Origin of the sequence: Olivibacter sitiensis DSM 17696 (assembly GCF_000427965.1) — a bacterium.
GTDB classification, from domain to species: Bacteria; Bacteroidota; Bacteroidia; order Sphingobacteriales; family Sphingobacteriaceae; genus Olivibacter; species Olivibacter sitiensis.
In genome coordinates, this window is sequence record NZ_ATZA01000015.1 from 15,513 (window position 1) to 36,058 (window position 20,546).

Consider the following 20,546-nt stretch of genomic DNA (forward strand, 5'->3'; position numbering starts at 1 on the left):
ATTAACCCTTGCCGCCCAGCTTTGCCTCGATCGTATGGGTAAATCGTTGGATAGGCAATGGTTTTACCGCCTGTTTTTCTATGGTCAAATGGGAAATGAGGTAAGCCAATGTGCTTTCGGCACCTTGATTTCTGTTGACGCCGTACTCGTGCAGACCATCGCAGCATCCGCCCATTTCCTCATCGTACAATGGAATGCGCAAGGTATTGTGGCCCAAAAACCATTGATAGCATATGTCCATTTGTTCGAGGTACGTGCTGTCGTTCGAAACATCGAAAGCTTCGTCGTATAACAGTACCATAGCCATGGTTTCAATCGCTTGTTGGTCATAAAGTCCCATCTCCTTGTCCTTTTCCAGCCATTTGCTATTGCCAATAGGATGAAGGTAGCCTTTGTCCATGGTTTTGGATTCCAGAAAAGCCATACTTTCCATGGCTACGTTATGGGATAGCATATCTCCTGTAATGTCATAGTGGCACAACAGGGCCATAGGCAATAGGGCATTATCATAAGTCAGCTTATCTTCAAACCAGTGCCAGTCGGTGGTGCGATGTTGCTCATAGGCTTTGCAAAGCACGTGGGCCAAGGCATGGCCTTGGGCAAGCATAGGCTCGTCCTGATGATGTATTTTGAGGTAATGGCATACGCCGATCAAGGTATTGGCTACACCGCGCAAATGGGTTAGTGATGCGAAGTGGGGGATAGTATGAAACAATATTTCTTGAGCAAACTCCCGATAGGAATTGTTGGGAGCGAAATGGATCAAATAGCCCAAGGCCCAAATGGTACGGCCAAACGAGTCTTCCGACCCTTGCTCATCCAGGTACTGGCGGCTAAAGCTCAGGAAATTGCGAAAATTGCCGTCTGCCCGTTGAAGGTATTGAATGTAACTTAGATAAGTTGGGATCAAGTCCAATGCCGCCATGTTTTTTTGCTGATGATATGCCATGGTCGCCATGAGCAATGCCCTTGCATTGTCGTCCAGGCAATAGCCTTCCTTGAGGTTGGGAATGCCAAATCGGGCATGTTGTACAATGCCCGTATCGTCCGTAAGGCGTTGCACGTGCGCCAGATTAAAACGAGGAATCTCAAAGGGTTCCAAAAGCAGGTCGCAATATTTTAGCGATTGCTGCTCGATGGCCTCATGCAGTACTTCCAGGTATTTCCTGCCGATAGATGGCCAGCGCAAGGTGATACCATATTGGAAGGCCTTTTCTTTCAGTTTGCTGCGCTGGTCTTCATGAGTGAGCAGGCGATTGACCTTGCTGGCCAATTCTTTGCTGTCCTTAAAACCAAAAAGCTCCCCGCGACCTTGGGCTAAGAGTTCTTGTGCATGCCAATAGGGCGTAGACAGTACCGCGGCCCCGGCTCCTATGGCATAGGAAAGCGTACCACTGGTAATCTGCGCCTCGTCAAGGTAGGGTGTCACGTATAGGGTACAGGTAGAGAGATATTGGAAAAGCTCGGATTCCGAAAGGAATGCATTGATGAATTTGACGTGATCCGACACGCCCAATTGACCGGCCAAATCCTCTAGGTAAATACGGTATTCCTCTCCCGATTTGCGCATGACGCCCGGATGTGTTTTCCCGATGATGTAATAGGTGATGTCCGGATGTTGGGCTATGATGGCAGGCAATGCCGTTATAACTGTCTCCAGCCCTTTGTTTCGGCTTATCAGCCCGAAAGTGAGCAAAGAACGCTTCCGATGAAACAACTGGTCTGGGATAGGTTCTTTCAGAATCTCTTGGCCTAGATCGGGCACGCCATGCTCGATCAATTGTATTTTTTCCGACTTGATTTTATAGATCGACTTCAGAAATCCAACGGCACGATGGCTCATGACTATCACCTTGGCCGATTTGCGCGCTATTTCCCGAACGACGTTCAATTGCATGTAGGTCGGCTCTTTCAAAATGGTATGCAGGATACTTACCAAGGGTATCTCCAGCCCATGAATGAGATTGAGCAAGTAGTAGCCCGCCTCGCCCCCGTATATGCCATATTCGTGCTGCAGTACGCATACAGCTGCTCCGCTTTGATTGATATACGCTGCAGCATCCTTGTAGTCCTGTCGTTGGTTTTGCCGTATGACGTATTTTACTTCAGGAGGATAGTCGTAAATCGCTTTGCTATCATGGTCGTTTATGGCTACCAGATAGCTTTCAGCCATTTCTTGAGAGCTATCCAGGGCAATTGCTTGATATAGATTATGATTGAAGGTGGCTATGCCGCACTCACGTGGCAGGCAGGTAGCTAGATATGCGATTTTCATGAGCTGTTTTCTAGGGGTGAAATGAATCTATAAAGAACATCGATGTTCAAAACTCCTATCTCATGAGTGATACGACGTTTTATGCATTTAGCTCAATACGGTAAATATAACCAATTAATTATAGGTATAACATTTTTATTTGTCTAAATGTTTATAATATAATTTTTTGATTTTTGATTAATTTGTGATATTTTCGAAGTAAAGTTCTTGTACGGTGCTAAATGGATATTTTTGGATTTCCTTTATAAGAAAGAGTACTGGTAAACAAAAATTTCCCTCCCAATCGACTTTTAGGTTGAAAGACCGTAAAGGCACTGTACAATCTGTTGAAGATGGCGATATATGGCTTTCAGTATCCATTTTGGAAGATGGCATGCGAAAAATTAACTTATTTATAATATGATTTATCTTCGGTATCATCATGCTTTGAACTAACTTTGCCTTGGAATGGACAAGCTAAGGGCTATTAATGAACAAGATGCCACCCAGCTTTTGAAATTGCTGAGAGTGGGAGACACAAAGGCTTTTGAAGCCATTGTGCAGGATCATACGGATCGCTTGTTTCAACACGCCGTGAGCTTGTTGAAAGACCGGGACGATGCGGAAGATCTCGTACAGGACGTGTTTATGGAGTTATGGCAGCGCCGAGAAAAGATCAAAATAGACCTTTCTCTATCGGCTTATCTGCATAGTATGTTGAAATACCGTTTTCTCCGCCACGTGTCGCGTGCCAGCCTACATGCCGATGCCATGGCTCATTTGCTACGGCGCATGGATCAAATGCAAGAGTCTATTCTAGACGTAATGGCTGCCTCCGATCTCCAACAAACGCTTTCCGAAGCCATCGATCGCTTGCCCGAAAACATGCGTCGCGTATTCGTGCTTCGCAATGAAGATTATTCCCTCAAGGAAATAGCTCAGGTAATGGGCCTGGCCGAACAAACTGTAAAGGGCTACCATTCTGAATTGAATCGAAGGATAAAGGACACTGTGTTGGCCAGGCATCCCGATATCAGCCATACGTTAATTGCCGTTGTCATAGCGCGCTTAATAGAAAATTAACAATTTCGTATCAAAAAATCAACATACTTTTTGGTTTGCCATGTCTCTCCTACCTGTAAAGCAATAGCAGAGTGTGAAGACAGCAAAACTAAAAAAACTGTTCAGGCGCTACCTAAGGGGGCGGGCTAGCAAGGCAGAAAAATATGTCGTTGATAGGTGGTATGAATCGCTGATTGAGGATGCTGGTTCCCTGCGACAGGCTAATGATCCGCAACGAATACAATTTCTCAAGCAGCGTATAATTGGACGTGTTGTAAACGACGACGATTCCCCAAGGATATGGTACAGGCGTCCCTGGCCGCGCATGGCGGCCGCAGCTGTCGTTCTTTGTTGCATCTCCTGGCCTTTAGCGATATATCTCCAGAACGATTCTTCCAGTACGCGATCTCAATCGGGCTATCATGTGATGTTGACAGGTGTCAACCAGCTAAAGCGCCTGACGCTACCCGATAGTACGGAAATATTCCTCAATGCAAATTCCGTCCTTGAAATGCCTAAGGATTTTGGACAAAAGGAACGTGTGGTACGTTTGTCTGGTGAAGCCTATTTTGACGTGGAGCCGGACAACCTACGTCCGTTCAGGATCTTGGTAGACAGTTTGGAAATAAAGGTACTAGGTACTTCGTTCAACGTAAATGCCTACAAGCAGCTGGAGTACATTAATGTCTCGGTAAGCAGCGGTAGGATACAACTTGTCGATAAGCATCACGCGCTGGCCACATTATCTGCCAACGAGCAACTGGCCTACCATAAAGAGACAGCTCAATTCGAACTTCACACCCTGCTCTCCAGCAATGAATCGTCTTGGAGAAATGGTGTCTCGGTACTAAGACAGGCTAGCTTTAAGGAGCTGGCCTTGGTCATGTACAATAGTTATGGCGTCAACCTCGAAAGTGTTGACGAAAGCGTTATCCATACATTATACAACTTCACAGTACGCTCAACGCGTACACTGGAACAAACGATGGCGCAATTGACTGAAATGATCCAGAAAAAATATAGAAAGGAGGGTGAGCGTATTATCATCTATTGATACAAAAACAAAACAGGGCCGCAGAGTGCAGCACCTGCTTACGGGTTGCGGGATATAGATTGGACGCCTATGGCTGCACCCCTGATTAGTAAAGAATTAAATTACCAAACATCCCAAAGATAACAAAAGGAATGGACATACCATGCTAAGGAGCGGAAATGTCCATTCCATATCAGAGTGGGAATATATAGCAACAATCATATGAATTTTTTACCGCAATGGCAGTGGTATATGAAAATAACAAGTATACTTTATTTAATGATAGCGGTGCTGACACCGGTTGTTCAAGCATCGCCTGCGTATTCGCAGGGACTTAATAAACGTGTCACCGTCAGTTATCGTGAATCCACCCTTCAGGAAGTTATCCTCGATCTACAGGAAAAAGCAAACATCGATTTCGGCTTTACCGAAGGGTTGAAACTGGACGAAATAAAAGTAACCAACGTCAGCTTTACGAAAGAATCGCTAAGAAATGTGTTGACTGCCTTGCTACATGGCCAGGAGATTGTATTCAATGAAAGCTCAGGAGCCATTATCTTATCTCGTAGGCAGCAGCCTGGCCGCATTACTGGCATTGTGACAGATGAAAATGGAGAACCACTTCCCGGAGCTAACGTGCGCGTGGTGGAGCTAAACAGGAGTGTTGGAGCGAATAACGACGGCCGCTACTCCCTAAGCGTTCCTGAGGGTACTTATACCTTGGAAGCAAGGTTCATTTCCTACAAAAGTGAGCAGAAAACTGGTATAAATGTAAGTACGGGAGGAAATCTAACCGTTAATTTCGGCCTTCGGGCAGAAGCAGGCGATTTGGAAGAGGTGGTAGTTACGGCATTGGGTATAAAAAGGGAGGCAAAAGGCCTAGGCTATGCGGTAAGCACTATTGGCGGTAAGGAACTAACGGAAGCAAGGCCCAACAATTGGACCGATGGGTTGAAAGGTAAAGTGGCGGGATTGAACCTGACACAAACGGGCTCTGGCCCTTTAAATTCCACTAGGATAAACCTTAGAGGGGATAGATCGCTGGATGCCACCAAAAATGAAGCACTGATCATCGTGGATGGCATGCCTATGGTCAATAGCACCGGCAGAGCGAGTTCGGGTGTTTCCGATGCTTACGGTGCAGGAGCTGGAAGCGACATCCCAATCGATTTTGGCAACGGTCTAGGAGATATCAATCCTGATGATATAGAATCCATCAGCGTATTGAAAGGAGCCGCGGCGACGGCTTTGTACGGCAGTAGGGCCGCAAACGGAGCCTTGATCATTACTACTAAGCTAGGCAAAAAGCGAGGCGGAATAGGTGTCACCATCAATTCCAATACAAGCATCAATGATGTGCTTCGGTGGCCAGATATACAATATGAATACGGTCAAGGCAACAATAACCGGAATGCTGCCGGCGAATTGTATTATTCTTATGGATTGTCTGAAGATGGCGCCAACACGGGTTCTACTTCCAGCGCCTTTGGGCCGAAGTTTGACGGCCAAATGTACTATCAATACGATCCTGCAATAGAAGCACAATCTACCGAACGTTTGCCTTGGGTGCCCTATACCAATAACATTAAGGGTTTCTGGCGTACGGGTATGACACTGACCAATAGCGTGGCTCTTGACGGTGCCACTGACAACTTCTCCGGTAGGGCTTCCATCACCCATACCAAGAACGAATGGATCATGCCCAATACGGGTTACGAAAGCTTGGTGGCATCACTCAATACCAGTGCACAGCTTTCCGACAAGCTGAAGCTAAATGCTAAAGTGGCCTTTACCAACAAAACAAGCGATAACCTGCCCGGTACGGGTTACAACAACCAATCCATTGCCTATTTCATGATCTTCCAGAACCCTAACGTAGACCTGGAAGCCGTGTATGGCCCGCGATGGAAACAAGGGCAGGAACAGGTAGCACAGATTCACCCTTATAGCTCCTACATAGAAAACCCGTACCTCATAGCTTATGAAATGACCAATGGGTTGAAAAGCAATAATATAGATGGGAATTTACAGGGTGTCTATACCTTCAACCCCAAGTGGGAGCTGATGATTCGTTCTGGCTTGAACATGCGTCAGGACAGGAGAGAATCACGTCGTCCCTGGAATACGGCAAATTATGCTATGGGGATGTATAAGCAGCAAGACGTGTTTTTCTTTGAGTCCAATAGCGATGCCTTGCTCTCTTACAAGGACAAGATTGGTGAGCAATTCAGCATAAATGCTTCACTTGGAGGGAACCTGATGAACTATCAAAACAAACGGAATAGTGCTACGGCCAATGGTTTGACACTACCCGGGGTATATACGCTAGCCAACGCACTGGATGTGCCAATAGCTAATAACCTCATGGAAAACAAAAAAATCCATAGCGTTTATGGCTTTGTCAATCTATCTTGGCAGGATAAGATCTTTGTCGATGTGACGGGTAGGAACGATTGGTCTTCTACGTTGCCTGCCGAGAACAGGTCTTATTTCTATCCATCCGTAAGCTCCAGTTATATCTTGAGTGATATGATCGCTATGCCAAGTGCCGTCTCTTTTGCAAAAGCGCGCCTTTCCTGGGCCATGGTAGGAAACGATACGGATCCGTATAGGCTACAGAAATATTATGGACAGGTTGATTTTCCGGGGTCGGCCAGTGCGCCTACCGTTTTGCACAATGCCCACCTGAAGCCCGAGATATCTCAATCCTGGGAGGCTGGGCTCAATTTTGGATTGTTCAACAGTCGAATCAATGCTGATGTGAACTTCTATAACAATTCCACCATCAACCAAATACTTGCCGTGCCATTGGACATTACAACGGGATATAGCTCGGCCTATATCAATGCCGGTAAGGTGAGAAACAGGGGTATTGAGGTTATGCTGAGCGGCCAACCGATTGCCAATAGAAATTTCAGTTGGACATCCACCGTGACCTGGGCCAAAAATGACAACCGTGTTTTGGAGCTGAGTGAAGATATTAATAGTGAGCGGCAGATCATCGCCCAGACCGGTGGCGGTGTAGCCCAAATCATAGCTACAGCGGGCGGTACTACAGGAGATCTATGGGGTTACGGATTGGTACGTAACGAGCAAGGGCAGGTGGTATTCAACGCCAGCACGGGATTGGCGGTGCGTCCTTCGGAGGTACAAAAGATAGGTAATGTATATGCCGACTGGCGAGGAGGATGGCAAAACGAGTTCAGTTACAAAAACTGGCGCTTGAGCGCCCTGATCGATGGGCAATATGGTGGATTAATCTACTCGCAGACCCACCATAAAATGACGGAGCAAGGTAAATTGGCCCACACACTACTAGGTCGTGAGACCATGACGGTAGTGGGCGATGGGGTCGTGTTAAACAGTGATGGCAGCTACTCGCCCAATACTACGCCCGTAGCCATACAGACTTGGTATGCCGATTATTACCGCAGGGCCAACCTGGAGACCAACACCTTTGACGCCTCGTACTTGAAGCTTAGGGAAGTACGCTTGGAGTACAGTTTGCCTAGAACATGGTTGGATAGAACGAAGTTTTCTGCCGCCAGTGTGGCACTGTATGGACGCGATTTGTTCATGATTTCCAAGTTTCCAATCTTTGACCCAGAAACTGCAACGCTCAATGGCGATACGGTCATGCCGGGGGTAGAAATGGGGCAATTGCCCACACCGCGCACTTGGGGGCTGAACCTAAGACTGAGCTTATAACCGTTTTTGTACCTCAAGAAATTAGAAGAAAAATGAAAAAGAAAATAATATTGATGATGTCCATAATTGGTGTGTTTTTGGCGCCATCATGTACCAAAGAATTCGATGAACTGAACACCAACCCCAATCTTATAGATAAAGTAAGTCCGGGGAGTTTGCTCACTCCGACGGTATATGGAATGAGCACCTATTTTACGGTACGCAGTTACGATTTTACTTGGCAGATCATGCAAGTAGGCCTGCCAAATCCGAGTGTGGCGCTTGGCGTGCATCGCTACGATTTGTCCGAGACAGCTGGAAATGGTACATGGAATACCTGCTATAGCTGGTTGAGGAATATCAGGGAAATGCAAGAGGCAGCTGAAGTGTTCGATCAACCCGTTTATCAGGCGGTGGCTTATACCTTGCAGGCCTATATCACGGGTATTTTGACCGATAGTTTTGGTGATGTGCCTTTCAGTGAGGCATTGCTCGCCGAGGACGGGATCAGTCAGCCGGTATTTGATACACAGGAGGCTATATATAGCCAGCTGATTGCCAATCTGGAGGCAGCAAATGGTATTTACGAAGCATCAGGCAATATGGTGGGCGAAGATCTCTTGTATGCCAATGATAAGGCAAAGTGGCGTAAATTCAACAATTCGCTGTTATTGCGTCTGTTGTTGCGTTTGTCAAAACGTACCGAGTTCAATAGCTACGAAAGGATCAGGGCCATATTGGAAAACCCTACGCAGTATCCTATATTCGAGAGCAATGCCGACGCTGCCTTGGTAAGTATAAGTGGCATCTATCCCTATAACTATGCCTGGGCTCGTAGGCAGGATTACGTGAACTTTGAAGCCATGTCATCGCACTTTGTAGACCTGCTCAACGGATTGGCCGACCCAAGGCGTCCCCTGTTTATGACGCAAGCGAGCAGGTTGGTCGACGGGCAAACACAGCAGATCGGTTATGTGGGAATCCCCAGCGGCCATTCTGGAGATGAATCGCAGTTCAATTATAACCCCAGCACGCCTAACGGAAACCTGATGGTATTCGACAATATCGGTACCGTTATCAAGGAAGTGATCATGGGCTATGCCGAAGTGGAATTTATCAAGGCGGAGGTTGCACTACATTTTGGTGACCTGGAAGCTGCCAAGATTGCCTACGAAAAAGGGGTGGAGGCGGCCATCACCCAATGGGTAGGAGGAGCAATGCCGGCCGATTATTTCGATAACGAACAAGCGGCATTCAATGGTACTTTGGAACAGATCATGACGCAAAAATACGTCGGCCTTTTCTTTAACGACTATCAACAATGGTTCGAATACCGTAGAACAGGTTATCCCGTATTGCCAAAAACCGAGTATATGCTCCATGATGGCGTGATGCCTACCAGGTTTATGTACCACAATACGGTTAGGATTTATAATCCGGAAAACTACCAGGCTGCCGCCGAACGTATCGGTGGAGATGATATATTGACCAAAGTTTGGTGGGAGAAGTAGGGAATAGACATAAATAAGACCGGCAGTATATTGTTGCCTAATGTTAGCGGTCAGTATCGTTTTTGCACGTACTGACCGCTAAATTATTATAAAGTGTTCCCTCAAGTTATTTTTACACGTATTTCAATACGCAAAATTCCCATCCCAATCCACTTTCAGGTTGAAGGGCTGCAGATAAGTATCTATCAATACGGCAAATTCGCGGCGTGTAACAGGTCTTTCTTGATCAAAGGGAGTAGTGAATTTAAAGCGCTTTGCCCAAGCCTTCTCCACCTCGACGTTAAGTTCATCCCCTCTATTGGCAAGGTATTTTATAAAGTCGAGCGTTTGCCCAAGGGTAATTTGTGGGATGTCCTTATTGCGAAGAAACCAAATCTGGCTTCGTGTATAGAGCTGCTCGCTGATATCCCTTATTTCGGTGCTACTCACAGTTGAGTCGGGGAGAAATAAGAACTTATCATCCGTATATTGTCCTTGCAACAAACCCGTGGCGCCTATGCGCTGTATAGGACCGACGTGAGGATCCAGCACCTTGATGTCTTGAAAGGGAAGGAGCCAAGCGCCGTAAGCCAGCAGCTCGCCTTGGAGGGTACGCAACGCAATCTTATCGGTTGTTGTATTGAAGAAAGCACAAAATGCAGCCATAGTTCCCACCGCTTGCCCTTGTAGCATCAGCTGTGGCACTAGGTTTATATCTGTTTCTTTCATGATGTTTCCCTCAAATCCCTTGGTAGCGAAGATGTTGGATGCGGTGTCAGGAACTAGGGCAGAGATAGGGAGAGAACCCATTTTCCCATTCTGTAAGGCCAATGACACTCCAGTGCGGTAGCGTATATCGCCGTAGTCAATTTGTTGGCGTGCTATACCGATCGCATTTTTTACTTTTACCCAACCGTCGTCGGTAAGGTAATCCTTACCAAGCGCTTGAAATAGCGCATGGCTTTCCGAGGCATCTACAACGACCTCAAACTTTTGCTTCTCTTTGTTCGAATACGTGACTTCATAGCCCTTTCCTGCCTTTTTGATCGCTGCTATAGTCGTTTTATTCCGTACCTGAAGATTTTTTGCAGTGTCGACTACATTTTCAAAGGTGTTGATGGCTATTTGTGGATTAATAAGTTGACGGGCGGCACGATAGGCCGAATCGCTTCCTTGTTGAACATTGGCCAATGCCCTTAGAAACAAGGCCCAAGAGCCTACGGATAGATCAGCATAGGCATTGACTGTTTTCGCCTCACCGTTTGTAAGGGCACTTTCTACTTTTGCCCCCTCCATTACCCATAAGGTCTGTACGCCGGATTGTGCCGATTGCAGGGCAGCGGCAAAGGCATCCACGCCGCTGCCATAGACGAGTACTTTGGGCTTAAAAGCTTTTTCCTTCGTTGCTCGTTGAGGTGCATTTTTCGGTGGCGGACCAGGAGGCCGTCCTTGGTTTTGCCCTAGCGCGAATAGCGGAACCACGATTAATAATAATAAGTATAGGCTTTTGTACGGTAGTCTCTTCATTGTGAGGGTAAAAATAACAAATGCAAGAGAAAGGTAAGGTTAGTTTACATCTTTTAACAAAAAAAGCCTCCCAGTAAAGGAGGCCTTTTTGTCCATGTAGCTTCTTTTCGTTAATTGGCAGCTTGTTGTTTGGCTTCCTGAACCATTTTGTCGTTAGCTACGATAACAATTTCCACACGGCGATTTTGTGCACGCCCTTCCTCGGTATCGTTACTGGCAATGGGCTCGTTGAAGCTTTTACCCTCGGTCTTGATACGCCCCGAAGCGAGGCCTTGCGCTACGGCATAGTCCCTTACAGCCTTTGCCCTACGTTCAGATAGTCCCTGGTTGTACTGCTCGGTACCTTTGTTGTCGGTATGTCCTATCACCAAGATGTCCGTATCGGGATTGCTGTTCAGCGATTTCACCAAGTTATTGATATTGGTCTGCGCATTGGGTTGCAAGGTAGATTGATCAAAACCGAATAGGATACCCGAGTCAAACTTCACCACGATACCTTCTTCCTCCCTGATCACTTCCGCCCCTGCCACGGTTTTTTCGATCTCGGCAGCCTGTTTGTCCATTTTTTTACCGATGAGGCCACCAGCGACTCCACCTATCGCACCTCCTATAAGAGCTCCTACTGCCGTATTGCCAGCCTTATTACCTATGATGGCACCAATACCTGCACCGCCCGCTGTGCCTACCGCAGCACCTTTGGTCGTATTGTTCATGTTTTTAATGGTGCTACAACTAGTCATTAACATGGCAGACGTAGCTACGGCAACACCGAATACGCTTATTTTCTTTGATAATTTCATTTTTTGTTTTTTCAAAAATATGTTTGTTCACCGCATAATAGCAATTTGAGTGCCAAAAAAGCTTTTTTCTCAGGCTTACCCGATTTACAAAACCCTATTCCCAAATAGCACCTATGTGAAATGGATAGATGAGCGGCTGGCCCGAGATGGCCTTGCCCAAAAACAATAATCTCAAAACACCGCTCCACATAAATCGAAAACTTCGTAGATTAGCACACAAAACGAATCAACGGATATGAAAAATCACAAAAACTACGCCTTAGCTTTCTTTCTGCTATTTGTGGCGGGCAACGGCATAGCCCAAGAATACGAATGGAAAACGGAGCAATCGGGTGGCTATACCTACCGTACGGTGACCGACGATCCTACGAAATCCAGGTTTTATACCTTGAAGAACGGGCTCACGATAATATTGAGCCCAACGCCGAAGGAACCGCGCATCCAATGTTACATCGCCGTGAAGGCAGGAAGCAAGACCGATCCCGCCAACCATACCGGGCTGGCCCATTACCTGGAGCACATGCTGTTCAAGGGCACGGACAAGTTTGGTTCTTTGGATTGGTCAAAAGAGAAGCCTTTACTGGACGAGATAGACAAACTGTATGAACAGTATAACAGTACCACCGATAGTGCCCAGCGCAAGCAAATCTATGCAAATATAGACAGCGTATCGGGCGAGGCGGCCAAGTACGCCATAGCCAATGAGTATGACAAGATGATGGCTGGTATGGGAGCGCAAGGTACCAATGCCTTCACTTCTTTTGAGCAGACCGTCTACACGGAAGACCTGCCCAGCACGGCGGTCGACAAATTCTTGGCCGTGCAGGCCGAGCGCTTCCGCAGCCCGGTTTTCCGTCTTTTCCATACGGAACTGGAAGCAGTGTACGAGGAGAAAAATCGTGGATTGGATAGTGATAGTCGTAAAACCTTTGAAGCCATGTTTGCCAACCTGTTTCCCAATAGCTATGGCAAGCAAACGACCATTGGTACCATTGAGCACTTGAAAAATCCATCGCTCATAGCCATCAGGGAATATTATAATACTTACTATGTACCCAACAATATGGCTATTATCCTCTCTGGCGATTTCAACCCTAATGAGGTGATCAAAAAGATCGACGCCAACTTTGGCTTCATGCAAAACAAGCCAGTGCCACCATATACTTATGATGAGGAAAAGTCAATAACGACACCTGTGGTGAAGGAGGTATGGGGGCCCAATCCAGAAAGCATCATGATCGGCTATCGTTTCCCAGGAGCATCTACCAAAGACGCCCAACTGCTGGAACTGATGGGAAGTATCCTTACTAATGGTAAAGCTGGCTTATTTGACCTCAATCTGGTGAAACAGCAAAAATTGCTTTCTGCCGCAGCCTTTCCCTATGTGCTGAAGGATTATAGTACGCTCATATTGCAAGGTAATCCGATAAAAGACCAGTCGCTGGATGACGTCCGCAACTTGATGCTGGCCGAGATCGATAAGCTGAAAAAGGGCGACTTTCCTGAGAGCTTGCTGACGGGTATTGTGAACAATGCTAAGAAAGCAACCATACAATCAAACGAAAGCTACGAATCAAGGGCCAGCAATCTGATGGATGCATTCACTTCCGGTATAGACTGGAAAACACGCGTAGCCTACGATAAGACCTTGGCGGAGATCACAAAAGATGATATAGTTGCCTTTGCCAACAAATACTTGAAAAACAACTATGTGGCTGTGTACAAGAGACAAGGAGAGGATAAGAACATGCTGAAAGTGGAAAAGCCATCCATTACGCCAGTAGAGGTGAATCGCGATGCCCAATCGCCTTTCTTGCAGCACATCGATGCGATGGCCGAAACCAAAATCGAACCTAAGTGGTTGGATTTCAATAAGGATATCAATAGGACAAAGGTGAAAGGAACGGAGCTGCTCAGCGTGGAAAATAAGGACAACGCCATTTTCCGTCTCGCCTACCGTTTCGATATAGGCAGCTATAATGAAAAGTTGTTGCCTATTGCCGCCCAGTACATCCAGTTTATCGGCACGAAAGATAAAACCGCGGAAGACATCAGCAAGGCCTTCTATCAATTGGCGTCTTCTTTCAGCGTATCGGCCTCCACGGAGATTACCACTATATCCCTCTCGGGATTGCAGGAGAATTTCGATGAGACCGTAAGCCTGTTTGAGGATCTGATTCGCCATGCCGAACCCAATGAGCAGGCGTTGACTGGACTGAAAGTGCGCCTGCAAAAGGCACGTGAAAATGCTAAGCTCAATAAATCGGCTATCTTACAAGGCTTGCTGAGCTATGCGCAATATGGAGAGAAAAATCCTTTCAATAATGTGTTGAGCGATGCGGAACTGGAAGCTATCACCGCACAGGAGTTAATAGACCTCTTGAAGGATTTATTGAACTATAAGCCTCAGATTATCTACTACGGACCCAAATCGGGAACCGATGTTGCTGTTGTGATAGATTCGCTACATGCCATACCAGACTCATTTAAGGACTATCCTACACTTGTAGAGTTCAAAAAAAGAGATCAACAGGCCAATGAGGTTTATTTTGCTCACTATGACATGGTGCAGGCAGAAATAGACTGGTTTAGGAATGCTGAGGTTTATGATCCCAATAAGACTGCCATCATTCAGTTGTTCAACAATTATTTTGGTGGCGGCATGAGCGGTATCGTGTTCCAAACCATTCGCGAATCCAAGGCGCTGGCCTATTCAACCTATGCCTACTATAGTTCACCAGCCAAAAAGGACGATCGATACAGCATAGTGGCCTATGTGGGTACACAGGCCGACAAGATGAACGAGGCCATTGCCGGTATGAACGACCTGATCAATAACCTGCCCGAATCTGAAAAGGTATTTCAAACAGGTAAAGAGAGTTTGCTGAAATCCCTGGTGACCAGCCGCATTACCGAAGACGGCATTATCTACAGTTATTTGAGCGCCAAGCGTTTGGGCATTGATTATGATATGCGCCAAAAGGTATATAGCGAGGCGCAGAAATTGAACTTTGCCAATTTAAAAGCTTTCCATGACTCGGAGTTTAAAAACAAGCCTTATGCCTACTGCATTGTAGGCAGCAAAGAGCGTATCCCTACTGCGGATCTGGAAAAATACGGTACGGTAAAGGAATTGGATTTAAGTACCTTGTTCGGGTATTGATAAAAAAGTAGGTGTATCAAAAGCGCTGTAAAAGCATATGTCTACCGCCATTTAGAAGCCGATTTTCGAGTGGTGACGGAATGGCGGTAGATTATATATTCATGCGCAATTTATTTAGATGGGGAAAAACTTTCAAAATAGAGCCAAAGAGGGTACCTTTGCATACACGCTAAAATCTACAGGAAATGGATACTCCCCAATACCATTTACAGGATACAAAAAACAATATCAAACGCGTTCCCATGTTAGTGGCTATGGCAAAGGGAAAATGTGCCAGATGCCGCAAAGGGAATCTTTTTAAAGGACCATTTACTTCAAACACAAACGAGGTATGCAGCAGTTGTGGCCTTACCATTGAACGTAACCCAGGTTATTTTTATACTTCTATGTTCGTGAGCTATGCAATGAACGTGGCGGAGATCGCCACCTTGTGGATTGCTACATCGGTGCTTTCAGGTGACTCTAATGATCCCTGGCTCTATTTGTCTGTAATAATTCCGGGATTGCTCCTCATGGCACCATTCAACAACAGGTACTCTAAGGTGATACAAGTATATTGGCTGGATCCCGGCTTGAAATATAGGCCCGAGTTGGCGGATACTTTTAGTAAAGAACGTAAGGAGGATGAAAGCGAATTGAAGGAGGCAGTTTCCGAGCCATAGGATAAATAAAGGATCAAAGGAAATACCCCGTCAAATCAATTGCTTTTGATTTTCACTACGCCTAGTATAAGCGCAATGATGCCCAGTACTAAGGCCAGGTAGATAATATCACCTGCTATTTTCAAAACCAACCCAATCAGCCAGACGGCAATGAGGATAGCTGCTATAGTAAAAAATATTCCTCTCATAATATAATATGTGTTTAGTTCTTTTTTGAAGTGTTCAACACGCGAAGGTTTCTTTTTGTTTTTGTAAAGCGATATCGTCCTAAAGAGAGACTTGATTGGTTTGACTTTTAAAACCAAGTGTCTTTAATTTATAGAACCGTAATGAAAATATCGAACTCTCAAATATAAGGGCTATAGTGTCCAATGAACAGCTATTGGCAAACGCTCTCTAATGAAAAGGGGCGCTGTATTTTCCACAAAAAATCAGCAGTGAGGTAAGACGATATGATGCAAAAAGCCGATAGGCTGCCTTTCTTTGGGCAGCCTATCGGCATTAATCAGTTCTTAAAGCCATTCATGGTCGTTCATCAAGAAGTCCATGCTAGGCATAATGGGCGCGCCGGGAGGCATCTCGGCGCTTGCTGCCGGCTTGAAGGCCGAAGGATCTTTTTCGAACTGGGCTATTTGTGCCAGACCGAACAGGATGTTTGCCTTTGCCGCATCTTTACTTCCCGCCTCGCGTTGTTGCAATAGTGCTTTCAGCTGAGCTATCTTCAGCAAGGCTTGTCCTTTCACCAAGTCGGAAGATGCATCTCCTGCCGCAAGTTCCAACAGGTATTTGACCACTTGGTTGTTCACTACGGCCTGCAGGTCACCGTAATAGCCATTAGGTAGCCCTTTTGCCCAAGTTTGTTCAATCAGTTTGTCTACTACGGCAGCGAAGCCGGGCTGTTTGGCATCTCGTCCGTTATACTCTATGAGCCTGGCAGCACGTTGTGGGTCCAGTATGGAGGAGACCGTTAAGGCGGCAGCCGATTCGGCAGCGGCCAGCGGATCAAAAGTAGGACCGGTATTGCCTCGGAAAGTTTCCATGGATGCAGGATAGCCCGAGGGGCGGGGAGGGATCATCTGAATGAGCTTTTCGGGTAAGGCCAAGGCCTCTGGCGTAATGCTTCCCAGCAAGAGGTCAAGTGCCTCCCATTGGCGCTTGGGATCTACCGTTTGCGTAGGCACCTGCCCATCGTTCTTCACCGCATGGGTAAAGTATAGGCCGCCAACACTTTTGGCCACGGCCTCCACTTGGTAGCGATGCAGCAAATAGATAGGTACCAACACTTCATGGATAGTTGTCAGAGGTTCGCCGTCCAGTATGGATTTTTCCGAGAAGCGGTCCAGCACCGTCCTACGCACCTTCATCAAGGTCTTCATAGCCTCTAGTGGATCTGTGCCATCATCCCATTGGTGCGATACGGGGTGCGTGTATCCGCCAATGTCGGGGATATACTGATGCCCCTGCGCCAAAGTCTCTTTCATGATTTTATCCAATTCGTCAGCCTCATTGGCCCCTTTTGGGAATTGACTGTAGCCCCAGATAACCGCACGAATGTCCCAAGAACCGATTCCCTTGGCATAGGCATCGCTCAAATCTATGGAACCATCACTGTTCAGCTTGGCTCTCGGGAAAGGGTAGTCCATGACCGATGCCCTGTCTTTTGGGCTGGCAGCAAAGTTATGCGTGAAACCGAGGGTATGTCCTATCTCATGGGCCGAAAGCTGACGTATACGGGCTAAGGCCATCTCCTCCATCTCTTTTGGTATGGGTTTCCCTTGTTCGTAAGGTTGCAGCAGTCCTTCGGCAATCAGGTAGTCCTGCCTGTGGCGATCTGCCCCCAGTGTCACTACGCCTTTGATGATTTCTCCCGTACGTGGGTCGGAATAGGAAGATCCATAAGAAAAAGCCCTAGGATTGCCAGCCCTGTTCACCCAGTTGACCACATTGTAGCGGATGTCCATGGGATCGGCCCCTTCTGGCAGCTCCTTCACCTGAAAGGCATTTTTGAAGCCTGCGGCTTCAAAAGCTTCGTTCCACCAGGCTCCACCTTCTATCAATGCACGTTTGATGGGCTCTGGGGCACCTCTGTCTATATAATAGACGATGGGCTTTATCGGTTCGCTCAGGGATGCGGTGGGATCTTTTTTCTGCAGGCGGTGCCGTCGGATATACCTTTTGACCAGTGGTACGCTCATTGGAGCAGAAAAGTCCATAAAACTGAACTGGTTGAAGCCCGAGCGGGGATCAAAAGCGCGTAGCTCATAGCCTGGTTCGGGCAGTTCCACGAAAGACTGGTGCAGGTTGAGTGTGATGGCATTGATATCGGGGGCAATGTCGCTGGAGCCTCCACCGAACCCCCTGCCCGATGAAGTCGACGCGCCAGTAAAGGTGAGCAGCGCCTCAAACTCGGTATTTTTGGGAAAGTTTTTAGTGTTGGGCAGGAACACGGCGGAACGGCTCTCGTCTACCCGATAGCTGGCAGATGAGGCAGCTTGCCGAGATGCCGTACCTCCAGGGCGCGCCGAGCCCGATGCCAGTCCCGATGCTACGTTCAAGGCATCGCGGACAATAAAAGGCGTGATGTCTATCAAAGATGAAGAACCATCTTGCGCTACTGGGACGAATCCCCAAAGGACTGATTTTGCGAAGGCATTTTCTACGGCTTCTACCTCATCTGCATTGTCCGTGATGGCCCGAAATCCGTAGTTGGGTTCCACCAAAAGCACCTTGGGGCCCATACGAATGAACTTTGCAACCCTTGCGGAAGCTCTTCCCCGTTCTGCTGCTCGTCCAGCTCCGTTAGACAAGGAGCTGAAATACAGGAATTCTTCGTCAAATCGTTCAACTTTCAAAAAAAGCTTGCCGTTGGATTCGTCATAGAAAAAATCGAAATAGCCTTTATAAGGTTTCATCTTTTCTGTAATGGCGGCAATGCTTTGCTTAGCGGTACCTGTCGCAGCCTGGCCCGAACTTGATCTATCGGGCGGTTGCGCATTTGCGCCACCCATGAATAATAGCAAGGTAAGTATCCATGCTGCTGTAATCGTTTTCTTCATACTTGTTGAATTTATGGTTTTTGAGTTGACGTACGTTTGATTATTTCAAATGTCATAATAAATAGTTGGATTAATTGAGTAAAACCGCTATGTGTATCCATTTTTTTACGTTTGTAAATAATGTTGGCATTTATCTGTTGAATTGTTTGCAGGACGGCAAAAAGCTCTTGGTAATTGCATTGCATTAGTTGAGCAATTTATCTAAGTTTGCATAATTTATGCTTGGGATATGGTTATTGTATAACAGCCCTTTAAAAAATCAAACAACTGATGCAACGATCTATTTTGCTTAACGGACCGAAATTCAACATTACTATCCAGCGTTTATGCCATCAGTTGATAGAGAATCATCATGACTTCTCCAATGCGGTGATAGTGGGGGTACAGCCGAGAGGAATCCAACTTTCCCAAAGGATCAAGACAGAGCTGCAAGAAATTTTGAAAATAGACAACCTGCCTTATGGTGAGATGGACATCACTTTTTTTCGCGATGATTTCCGAAGGGTGGGGACAGGGCCCTTGGTGCCCAACACGACAAACATGGACTTCATTATTGAAAACAAGAATGTGATTTTGATAGATGATGTTTTATGGACAGGGCGCACCGTGAGGGCAGCGATGGACGCCCTCCAATCTTTTGGACGGCCGAACAAAGTGGAACTTTTGGTGTTGGTGGACAGGCGCTTTTCGCGCCATCTTCCCATAGGGGCGGATTACATAGGCATCCAGGTAGATTCCATCAACTCACAGAAAGTGATCGTCAACTGGAAAGAGACAGAGCTCGAGGATGAGATCATTCTCCTCAATGAAGACGAACAATAAATTCAAGGCTAGTATAAGAAACGGAAATGGCAGAGACAGCACAATATTTAAGTACTAGGCATGTGCTCGGTATAAAAGATCTAAATGTAGATGACATACAACTTATCCTCAATACGGCAGATACGTTCAAGGACGTGATCAATAGACCTATTAAGAAGGTGCCTTCGCTGAGGGATATTACGATAGCCAATATTTTCTTCGAAAACTCCACACGTACCAGATTGTCATTTGAATTGGCGGAGAAAAGACTGTCTGCCGATACTATAAATTTTGCGGCATCTTCCTCTTCTGTAAGCAAAGGGGAGACTTTGATAGACACGGTGAACAATATCCTGGCCATGAAGGTCGACATGATTGTTATGCGTCACCCTTATCCCGGTGCTGGTGTGTTCTTAAGCAAATATGTTAAAGCTCAGATAGTCAATGCAGGTGACGGGGCGCATGAACATCCTACTCAAGCACTCCTGGACGCGTTCTCCATCCGCGAACGGTATGGGGAGCTGGAAGGCAGAAAAGTAGCTATTATAGGCGATATCTTGCACTCGCGCGTTGCCCTATCCAATATTCTGTGCCTACAAAAAATGGGTGCTGAGGTGATGGTCTGCGGACCTACTACATTGATACCGAAACATATTGCTTCATTGGGGGTTCATGTGGAGCATAACTTGATGAAGGCATTGCGCTGGTGCGATGTGGCCAATATGCTTCGCATTCAGCTGGAGCGGCAGGATATCAACTATTTCCCTTCATTGCGAGAATATTCATTGTTATATGGGCTTAATAAAGAACTGCTTGATAGCTTGGATAAGCAAATTACCATCATGCATCCCGGGCCTATAAATCGGGGTGTGGAGATAACAAGTGATGTGGCAGATAGCGATCATTCCATCATCCTCGATCAAGTAGAAAACGGGGTGGCCGTGCGGATGGCCGTTCTTTATCTATTGGCAAACAAAAGAGGATGAATGCCATTGCCAGGGTATTGCGTTT

Annotated in this window: 13 protein-coding genes; 8 read left to right on the top strand and 5 right to left on the bottom strand. The window is 46.5% G+C overall.

Features of this window, described 5'->3' with window-relative positions:
* Position 1: 1 nt before the first annotated feature.
* A complete protein-coding gene (locus A37S_RS24230) occupies positions 2 to 2,275 on the bottom strand; it encodes a glycosyltransferase (RefSeq protein WP_051292958.1) in 2,274 nt (757 codons plus the stop codon).
* Positions 2,276 to 2,722: 447 nt separating this feature from the next.
* Between A37S_RS24230 and A37S_RS24235 the strand changes: the two genes are divergently transcribed.
* From A37S_RS24235 to A37S_RS0109665, 4 genes are all read left to right on the top strand, one after another.
* Entirely contained in the window at positions 2,723 to 3,337 is a 615-nt protein-coding gene (locus tag A37S_RS24235) for an RNA polymerase sigma factor (protein WP_051292960.1), read from the top strand.
* 73 nt (positions 3,338 to 3,410) lie between these two features.
* On the top strand, positions 3,411 to 4,370 hold the full coding sequence (locus tag A37S_RS26220; protein ID WP_028296808.1) for a FecR family protein: 960 nt from the start codon (positions 3,411 to 3,413) through the stop codon (positions 4,368 to 4,370).
* 231 nt (positions 4,371 to 4,601) lie between these two features.
* A complete protein-coding gene (locus A37S_RS0109660; RefSeq protein WP_036602072.1) occupies positions 4,602 to 8,057 on the top strand; it encodes a SusC/RagA family TonB-linked outer membrane protein in 3,456 nt (1,151 codons plus the stop codon).
* Positions 8,058 to 8,089: 32 nt separating this feature from the next.
* Complete coding sequence (locus A37S_RS0109665; RefSeq protein ID WP_028296810.1) at positions 8,090 to 9,547, top strand: SusD/RagB family nutrient-binding outer membrane lipoprotein; 1,458 nt, start codon at positions 8,090 to 8,092, stop codon at positions 9,545 to 9,547.
* Positions 9,548 to 9,670: 123 nt separating this feature from the next.
* Here the strand turns inward: A37S_RS0109665 and A37S_RS0109670 are convergent, their stop codons facing one another.
* Together A37S_RS0109670 and A37S_RS0109675 are read right to left on the bottom strand one after the other, a co-directional pair.
* Positions 9,671 to 11,053 carry an FAD-dependent oxidoreductase gene (locus A37S_RS0109670; RefSeq protein WP_028296811.1) on the bottom strand — a complete coding sequence of 461 codons (1,383 nt, stop codon included), beginning with the start codon at positions 11,051 to 11,053 and terminating at the stop codon, positions 9,671 to 9,673.
* 110 nt (positions 11,054 to 11,163) lie between these two features.
* Complete coding sequence (locus A37S_RS0109675; protein WP_028296812.1) at positions 11,164 to 11,853, bottom strand: YiaD family glycine zipper/OmpA-like lipoprotein; 690 nt, start codon at positions 11,851 to 11,853, stop codon at positions 11,164 to 11,166.
* A 235-nt stretch (positions 11,854 to 12,088) separates the two neighbouring features.
* Here A37S_RS0109675 and A37S_RS0109685 point away from each other — a divergent pair, with 235 nt between their 5' ends.
* Both A37S_RS0109685 and A37S_RS24245 read left to right on the top strand, forming a co-directional pair.
* Positions 12,089 to 15,016 carry a M16 family metallopeptidase gene (locus tag A37S_RS0109685; RefSeq protein ID WP_028296813.1) on the top strand — a complete coding sequence of 976 codons (2,928 nt, stop codon included), beginning with the start codon at positions 12,089 to 12,091 and terminating at the stop codon, positions 15,014 to 15,016.
* A 185-nt stretch (positions 15,017 to 15,201) separates the two neighbouring features.
* On the top strand, positions 15,202 to 15,678 hold the full coding sequence (locus tag A37S_RS24245; RefSeq protein WP_211229757.1) for a DUF983 domain-containing protein: 477 nt from the start codon (positions 15,202 to 15,204) through the stop codon (positions 15,676 to 15,678).
* Between the two features lie 35 nt (positions 15,679 to 15,713).
* Here the strand turns inward: A37S_RS24245 and A37S_RS27460 are convergent, their stop codons facing one another.
* Both A37S_RS27460 and A37S_RS24255 read right to left on the bottom strand, forming a co-directional pair.
* On the bottom strand, positions 15,714 to 15,866 hold the full coding sequence (locus A37S_RS27460; protein ID WP_169719469.1) for a DUF5670 family protein: 153 nt from the start codon (positions 15,864 to 15,866) through the stop codon (positions 15,714 to 15,716).
* A 324-nt stretch (positions 15,867 to 16,190) separates the two neighbouring features.
* Positions 16,191 to 18,734: a zinc-dependent metalloprotease gene (locus A37S_RS24255; protein ID WP_036602078.1), complete on the bottom strand. Its 2,544-nt coding sequence runs from the start codon at positions 18,732 to 18,734 to the stop codon at positions 16,191 to 16,193.
* Positions 18,735 to 19,004: 270 nt separating this feature from the next.
* On the opposite strand from A37S_RS24255, the gene pyrR reads away from it, so the two are divergent.
* On the top strand, positions 19,005 to 19,556 hold the full coding sequence (pyrR, locus tag A37S_RS0109710) for a bifunctional pyr operon transcriptional regulator/uracil phosphoribosyltransferase PyrR (protein ID WP_028296814.1): 552 nt from the start codon (positions 19,005 to 19,007) through the stop codon (positions 19,554 to 19,556).
* 26 nt (positions 19,557 to 19,582) lie between these two features.
* Positions 19,583 to 20,521: an aspartate carbamoyltransferase catalytic subunit gene (locus A37S_RS0109715; RefSeq protein WP_028296815.1), complete on the top strand. Its 939-nt coding sequence runs from the start codon at positions 19,583 to 19,585 to the stop codon at positions 20,519 to 20,521.
* The last annotated feature ends 25 nt before the right edge of the window (positions 20,522 to 20,546 follow it).

Coding starts and splice junctions, on each gene's coding strand:
- A37S_RS24255 (WP_036602078.1), bottom strand. CDS start 18,734: ATGAAGAAAACGATTACAGCAGCATGGATACTTACCTTGCTATTATTC.
- pyrR (WP_028296814.1), top strand. CDS start 19,005: ATGCAACGATCTATTTTGCTTAACGGACCGAAATTCAACATTACTATC.
- A37S_RS24245 (WP_211229757.1), top strand. CDS start 15,202: ATGGATACTCCCCAATACCATTTACAGGATACAAAAAACAATATCAAA.
- A37S_RS24235 (WP_051292960.1), top strand. CDS start 2,723: ATGGACAAGCTAAGGGCTATTAATGAACAAGATGCCACCCAGCTTTTG.
- A37S_RS0109685 (WP_028296813.1), top strand. CDS start 12,089: ATGAAAAATCACAAAAACTACGCCTTAGCTTTCTTTCTGCTATTTGTG.
- A37S_RS0109660 (WP_036602072.1), top strand. CDS start 4,602: ATGAAAATAACAAGTATACTTTATTTAATGATAGCGGTGCTGACACCG.
- A37S_RS24230 (WP_051292958.1), bottom strand. CDS start 2,275: ATGAAAATCGCATATCTAGCTACCTGCCTGCCACGTGAGTGCGGCATA.
- A37S_RS0109665 (WP_028296810.1), top strand. CDS start 8,090: ATGAAAAAGAAAATAATATTGATGATGTCCATAATTGGTGTGTTTTTG.
- A37S_RS0109675 (WP_028296812.1), bottom strand. CDS start 11,853: ATGAAATTATCAAAGAAAATAAGCGTATTCGGTGTTGCCGTAGCTACG.
- A37S_RS0109715 (WP_028296815.1), top strand. CDS start 19,583: ATGGCAGAGACAGCACAATATTTAAGTACTAGGCATGTGCTCGGTATA.
- A37S_RS27460 (WP_169719469.1), bottom strand. CDS start 15,866: ATGAGAGGAATATTTTTTACTATAGCAGCTATCCTCATTGCCGTCTGG.
- A37S_RS0109670 (WP_028296811.1), bottom strand. CDS start 11,053: ATGAAGAGACTACCGTACAAAAGCCTATACTTATTATTATTAATCGTG.